The 6,754-nt window shown below is 41.9% G+C and carries 5 protein-coding genes; all 5 read left to right on the forward strand.

All coding sequences use genetic code 11. The features are described 5' to 3' along the window. Positions 1–63: 63 nt before the first annotated feature. The 5 genes from K1I71_RS06860 to K1I71_RS06880 all read left to right on the forward strand — a co-directional run bounded on the left by K1I71_RS06860 (position 64) and on the right by K1I71_RS06880 (position 6,587). Positions 64–933, forward strand: a complete 870-nt coding sequence (locus tag K1I71_RS06860; protein WP_223330577.1) for an ROK family protein — start codon at positions 64–66, stop codon at positions 931–933. Next, positions 927–2,807 (forward strand): beta-N-acetylhexosaminidase, encoded by a 1,881-nt coding sequence (locus K1I71_RS06865; RefSeq protein WP_223330576.1) that lies wholly within the window; start codon positions 927–929, stop codon positions 2,805–2,807. The genes K1I71_RS06860 and K1I71_RS06865 overlap by 7 nt, the downstream gene beginning before the upstream one ends. 324 nt (positions 2,808–3,131) lie before the next feature. Continuing rightward, complete coding sequence (locus tag K1I71_RS06870) at positions 3,132–4,061, forward strand: ABC transporter permease (RefSeq protein WP_004254906.1); 930 nt, start codon at positions 3,132–3,134, stop codon at positions 4,059–4,061. Between the two features lie 13 nt (positions 4,062–4,074). After that, a complete protein-coding gene (locus tag K1I71_RS06875; protein WP_000818353.1) occupies positions 4,075–4,998 on the forward strand; it encodes a carbohydrate ABC transporter permease in 924 nt (307 codons plus the stop codon). A gap of 104 nt (positions 4,999–5,102) precedes the next feature. Beyond that, the gene (locus tag K1I71_RS06880; protein WP_000800391.1) at positions 5,103–6,587 is read left to right on the forward strand and encodes an ABC transporter substrate-binding protein; all 1,485 of its coding nucleotides are present in this window, start codon (positions 5,103–5,105) and stop codon (positions 6,585–6,587) included. The last annotated feature ends 167 nt before the right edge of the window (positions 6,588–6,754 follow it).

A 6,754-nucleotide genomic window follows, 5' to 3' on the forward strand; every position in this document is an offset into this window, starting at 1 on the left:
AGAGAAAGGAGGGGCGAAAAGGTAAGAACTAACTGCTGATTCGCCCCTTTTATGGTAAAAACAATGACCATTGCAACGATTGATATCGGAGGGACTGGGATTAAGTTTGCCAATCTGACTCCTGATGGGAAAATACTGAATAAGACAAGCATTCCAACGCCTGAAAACTTGGAGGACTTACTAGCTTGGTTGGACCAACGCTTGTCAGAACAGGATTATAGTGGGATTGCTATGAGTGTTCCAGGTGCGGTCAATCAAGAGACAGGTGTGATTGATGGCTTTAGTGCGGTGCCTTATATCCACGGCTTTTCTTGGTATGAGGTGTTTAGCTCTTCTCAGCTACCTATCCATTTAGAAAATGATGCAAACTGCGTTGGACTCAGTGAATTACTAGCTCATCCAGAACTTGAAAATGCAGCTTGTGTCGTGATTGGGACAGGGATTGGCGGAGCTATGATTATCAATGGTAGACTTCATCGAGGTCGCCACGGTCTGGGTGGGGAATTTGGCTACATGACAACTCTTGCCCCTGCTGAAAAGCTCAACAACTGGTCGCAACTAGCGTCAACTGGAAATATGGTGCGCTACGTGATTGAAAAATCTGGTCAGACTGATTGGGACGGTCGCAAGATTTACCAAGAGGCTGCAGCAGGAAATGCCCTTTGTCAAGAAGCCATTGAGCGCATGAACCGTAATCTGGCGCAAGGACTGCTCAATATTCAGTATCTGATTGATCCAGATGTCATTAGCCTGGGAGGCTCTATCAGTCAAAATCCAGATTTTATCAAAGGGGTGCAAAAAGCAGTTGCCTCCTTTGTGGAAAGATATGAAGAATATACAATTGCTCCAGTGATTCAAGCTTGCACCTATCATGCAGATGCCAATCTCTACGGTGCCCTTGTCAACTGGTTACAGGAGGAAAATCAATGGTAAGATTTACAGGAATTAGTGACAAACAAGCGCAAGCTATTGAAGTATTAAAAAATCACATTTCTCTTCCAGATGTAGAGGTAGCAGTCGCTCAGTCTGACCAAGCCTCTATCTCTATCAAGGGTGAGGGTGGTCATTATCAATTGACCTACCGCAAACCCCACCAACTCTATCGCGCCTTGTCCTTGTTGGCAACGGCTCTAGCAGAATCTGACAAGGTCGAGATTGAAGAACAGGCAGCATATGAAGATTTAGCCTACATGGCAGACTGCTCACGAAATGCGGTGCTGAATGTGACTTCTGCCAAGCAGATGATTGAGGTCTTGGCTCTCATGGGTTATTCAACCTTTGAGCTCTACATGGAAGATACCTACCAGATTGAGGGGCAGCCTTACTTTGGCTATTTCCGTGGAGCCTACTCAGCTGAGGAATTGCAGGAAATCGAATCCTATGCCCAGCAGTTTGATATGACCTTTGTGCCATGTATCCAGACCTTGGCCCACTTGTCTGCCTTCGTTAAATGGGGTGTCAAGGAAGTGCAGGAGCTCCGTGATGTAGAGGACATTCTCCTCATTGGCGAAGAAAAGGTTTATAACCTGATTGATGGCATGTTTGCTACTCTATCTAAACTGAAGACTCGCAAGGTCAATATCGGCATGGACGAAGCCCACTTGGTTGGTTTGGGACGCTATCTCATCTTAAACGGTGTTGTGGACCGTAGTCTCCTCATGTGCCAACACTTGGAGCGCGTGCTGGATATTGCTGACAAATATGGTTTCCACTGCCAGATGTGGAGCGATATGTTCTTTAAACTTATGTCAACAGATGGCCAGTACGACCGTGATGTGGAAATTCCAGAGGAAACGCGTGTCTACCTAGACCGTCTCAAAGATCGTGTGACCTTGGTTTACTGGGACTATTATCAGGATAGTGAGGAAAAATACAATCGCAACTTCCGTAATCACCACAAGATTAGCCAAGATATCGCCTTTGCAGGGGGAGCTTGGAAGTGGATTGGTTTCACACCCAATAACCATTTCAGCCGTCTCATCGCTCTTGAAGCCAATAAAGCCTGTCGTGCTAATGATATCAAAGAAGTCATCGTAACTGGTTGGGGGGATAATGGTGGTGAAACTGCCCAGTTTTCTATTCTCCCAAGCTTGCAAATCTGGGCAGAACTCTGCTACCGCAATGACCTAGACCGTTTGTCTGCTCATTTCCAGACCAATACAGGCCTATCAGTTGAGGATTTCATGCAGATTGACCTTGCTAACCTCTTGCCAGATCTACCAGGCAATCTCAGTGGCATCAATCCCAACCGCTATGTCTTTTATCAGGATGTTCTCTGTCCGATCCTTGACCAGCACATGACACCTGAACAGGACAAACTGCACTTCGCTCAGGCTGCTGAGATGCTCGCTAACATTAAAGAAAAAGCTGGGAACTATTCCTATCTCTTTGAAACTCAGGCCCAGTTGAATTCCATTTTAAGTAGCAAAGTGGATGTGGGAAGACGCATCCGTCAGGCCTACCAAACAAACGATAAAGAAAGTCTGCAAGAAATCGCCAGACAAGAATTACCAAAACTTAGAAGCCAAATTGAAGACTTCCATGCCCTCTTTAGTCACCAATGGCTGAAAGAAAACAAGGTCTTTGGCTTGGATACGGTCGATATCCGTATGGGCGGACTCTTGCAACGCATCAAACGCGCAGAAAGTCGCATTGAGGCTTATCTGGCAGGTCAGCTGGACCGTATCGATGAGCTAGAAGTGGAAATCTTACCGTTTACTGACTTTTACGCAGATAAGGATTTCGCAGCCACAACAGCCAACCAGTGGCATACCATTGCGACAGCTTCAACGATTTATACAACTTAATACTCTTCGAAAATCTCTTTAAACTACGTCAGCTTCCGTCTACAACCTCAAAACAGTGTTTTGAGCAACCTGCGGCTAGCTTCCTAGTTTGCTCTTTGATTTTCATTGAGTATAAAAACAAGAACACCTTGCCTTGGGCAGAGTGTTTCCCGTGAAACATCCCTTTCTTAAAAAAGTACTCCACATAAAATAATTTGTGGAGTTTTTTCTATAATTAGTAGTTTAACCTAACCTTCAAATAGGAGTATACTAATAATGTAATCGTTATCAAAAGTCTAAAAAGGAATTTTTAGATGGATATCAAAATAAAAAAGGGAGGAAATTATGAATAAGTTTTCAAAAACCTTGAGAGACAACTGGATCTTTCTCTTAATGGTTTTGCCAGGGGCACTCTGGTTGATTCTATTCTTCTACATTCCAGTATTTGGGAACGTGGTTGCCTTTAAAGACTACCACATGACCAGTAATGGATTTATAGATAGTATCGTGAATAGTAAATGGGTCGGACTCGATAATTTCAGATTCTTGTTTAGTTCAAAAGACGCCTTTATTATCACACGAAATACTGTCCTCTACAATCTCGGCTTTATCTTTATCGGTTTGATTGTATCTGTAGGGATTGCTATCATCCTCAGTGAACTCCGTTCTAAGAGAATGGTTAAGATTTTCCAAACTTCTATGTTGTTCCCTTACTTCTTGTCTTGGGTTATCATCAGTTTCTTTACAGATGCCTTCCTAAACATTGATAAAGGGGTATTCAACCATTTCCTAGAATCTATCGGAATGAAGGAAGTCAATTTCTACGCTGACTTGGGCATCTGGCCATATCTTCTACTTTTCCTAGGTATTTGGAAAGGTTTTGGATATAGCAGTGTCATGTACTATGCGACAATCATGGGAATTGATCCAACCTACTACGAAGCAGCGACAGTGGATGGGGCCAGCAAATGGCAACGAATTCGCAATGTAACCATTCCGCAGTTGACACCATTGGTAACTGTATTGACCATCCTTGCAGTCGGAAACATCTTCCGTGCAGACTTTGGTCTCTTCTACCAAATCCCCCACAATGCTGGTCAGCTTTATAACGTAACCAATGTTTTGGACGTATATGTATATAATGGCTTGACTCAGACAGCGGATATCGGGATGGCTTCAGCAGCAGGTCTCTACCAATCAGTTGTTGGCTTGATTCTGGTTATCCTATCAAACTTACTGGCAAGACGAGTTGATCCAAACTCAGCCTTGTTCTAGAAAGGAGGAGAATATGGCAGAAAAGAAAATTAAAAAAGAAAAAATTGATAATGTCGGCATTCACTCCTTCAGTAAGAAAGCGGATATCTTCTTTAGTACCATTTCTGGTTTGGTTGCCCTCTCTTGTATCCTACCCTTTGTATTCGTTATCGTTATTTCGGTGACAGATGAAAAGAGTATCCTCCAAAATGGATATAGCTTCTTCCCATCCCAATTTGGATTAGACGGTTTTGAGTTTTTGGCACAGTTTAAGGATAAAATTCTCCAAGCCCTCTTCATCTCAGTCTTTGTAACAGTGGTGGGGACTATCACAAACGTTTTTATCACAACAACTTATGCCTACGCTATTTCACGGACAACCTTTAAGTATCGCAGATTCTTTACGATTTTTGCCCTTCTTAGTATGTTGTTCAACGCTGGTTTGGTACCGGGCTATATCGTGGTAACTCGTTTACTTCAACTTGGTGATACAGTTTGGGCCTTGATTGTTCCAATGCTTCTCTCACCATTTAACATCATCTTGATGCGTTCCTTCTTCAAGAAGACCATTCCAGAAGCTATTCTAGAATCCGCTCGTATCGATGGTGCTAGTGAGGCCCGGATTTTCTTCCAAATCTGTTTGCCATTGTCATTACCAGGTATCGCAACCATCACGCTTTTGACAGCTCTTGGTTTCTGGAATGACTGGTTCAACGCCCTTCTTTACATCAAGAGTGACAACTTGTATCCATTGCAATATTTGCTCATGCAAATCCAACAAAATATGGACTACATCGCCAAAGCAGTCGGCCTGTCTGGTCAACTGGGAGTTGCTCTACCGAAAGAAACAGGACGTATGGCCATGGTTGTGGTGGCAACACTTCCAATCGCGATTTTGTATCCATTCTTCCAACGCTACTTTGTAAAAGGTTTGACTATCGGTGGTGTGAAAGAATAGTACTTGTCGAGAAAAATCATTTCTCATTTCCAAACTTCCCTTGCGTGAAGTTAAGATCATTACATTGTTTATAAGTTTAAAAATAAAAAAAAGGAGTTTTTGTCATGAAAAACTGGAAAAAATATGCTTTTGCATCTGCTAGCGTAGTCGCTTTGGCTGCTGGTCTCGCTGCTTGTGGAAACCTTTCAGGTAACAGCAAAAAAGCTGCTGACTCAGCTTCAGGTGAAAAAACTGTTATCAAAATGTACCAAATCGGTGACAAACCAGATAACTTGGATGAATTGCTAGAAAATGCTAACAAAATCATCGGTGAAAAAGTTGGTGCTAAATTGGATATCCAATATCTTGGATGGGGTGACTATGATAAGAAAATGTCAGTTATCACATCATCTGGTGAAAACTACGATATCGCCTTTGCATCTAACTATGTTGTAAATGCTCAAAAAGGTGCCTATGCTGACTTGACTGACTTGTATAAGAAAGAAGGAGCAGAGCTTTATAAAGCACTTGACCCAGCTTACATCAAAGGTAACAGCATTAACGGTAAAATTTACGCAGTTCCAGTTGCAGCCAACGTTGCATCATCTCAAAACTTCGCCTTCAACGGAACTCTTCTTGCTAAATACGGTATCGATATTTCAGGTGTCACTTCATATGAAACACTTGAACCAGTCTTGAAACAAATCAAAGAAAAAGCTCCAGATGTAGTGCCATTTGCGGTTACTAAGAACTTTATCCCATCTGATAACTTTGACTACCCAGTTCCAAATGGACTTCCATTCGTTATCGACCTTGAAGGGGACACTACTAAGATCGTAAACCGTTACGAAGTGCCTCGCTTTAAAGAACACTTGAAGACTCTTCACAAATTCTATGAAGCTGGATACATTCCAAAAGACGTAGCAACAAGCGATACTTCATTTGACCTTCAACAAGATACTTGGTTCGTTCGTGAAGAAACAGTAGGACCAGCTGACTACGGTAACAGCTTGCTTTCACGTGTTGCAAACAAAGACATCCAAATCAAACCAATCACTAACTTCATCAAGAAAAACCAAACAACACAAGTTGCTAACTTTGTTATCTCAAACAACTCTAAGAACAAAGAAAAATCAATGGAAGTGTTGAACCTCTTGAACACTAACCCAGAACTCTTGAATGGTCTTGTTTATGGTCCAGAAGGCAAGAACTGGGAAAAAATTCCAGGTAAAGAAAACCGTGTTAAAGTCCTTGATGGCTACAAAGGAAACACTCACATGGGTGGATGGAACACTGGTAACAACTGGATCCTTTACATCAACGAAAACGTTACAGACCAACAAATCGAAGATTCTAAGAAACAATTGGCAGAAGCTAAAGAATCTCCAGCACTTGGATTCATCTTTAACACTGACAATGTGAAATCTGAAATCTCTGCGATCTCTAATACAATGCAACAATTCGATACAGCTATCAACACTGGTACTGTAGACCCAGACAAAGCTATTCCAGAATTGATGGAAAAATTGAAATCTGAAGGTGCTTACGATAAAGTATTGAACGAAATGCAAAAACAATACGATGAATTCTTGAAAAACAAAAAATCATAAGATCAATTGATTTCGTGTATTCATTCCTAATTCCTAAAAATTAAATCACTGTTTTCCTCAGGTTTGTCTGGGGAAGGCAGTGATTTTTTGAGGCTCTTTGTCAACTGTAGTGGGTTGAAGAAAAGCTAAGATCGAGAAAGGACACATTTCGTCCTTTCTTTTTTGAT

Source organism: Streptococcus mitis, from assembly GCF_019929545.1.
Lineage (GTDB): Bacteria > Bacillota > Bacilli > Lactobacillales > Streptococcaceae > Streptococcus > Streptococcus mitis_BU.

Excerpts from the sequence above, each read along its gene's own strand:
- K1I71_RS06875 (WP_000818353.1), top strand. The coding sequence starts at position 4,075 with ATGGCAGAAAAGAAAATTAAAAAAGAAAAAATTGATAATGTCGGCATT.
- K1I71_RS06860 (WP_223330577.1), top strand. The coding sequence starts at position 64 with ATGACCATTGCAACGATTGATATCGGAGGGACTGGGATTAAGTTTGCC.
- K1I71_RS06865 (WP_223330576.1), top strand. The coding sequence starts at position 927 with ATGGTAAGATTTACAGGAATTAGTGACAAACAAGCGCAAGCTATTGAA.
- K1I71_RS06880 (WP_000800391.1), top strand. The coding sequence starts at position 5,103 with ATGAAAAACTGGAAAAAATATGCTTTTGCATCTGCTAGCGTAGTCGCT.
- K1I71_RS06870 (WP_004254906.1), top strand. The coding sequence starts at position 3,132 with ATGAATAAGTTTTCAAAAACCTTGAGAGACAACTGGATCTTTCTCTTA.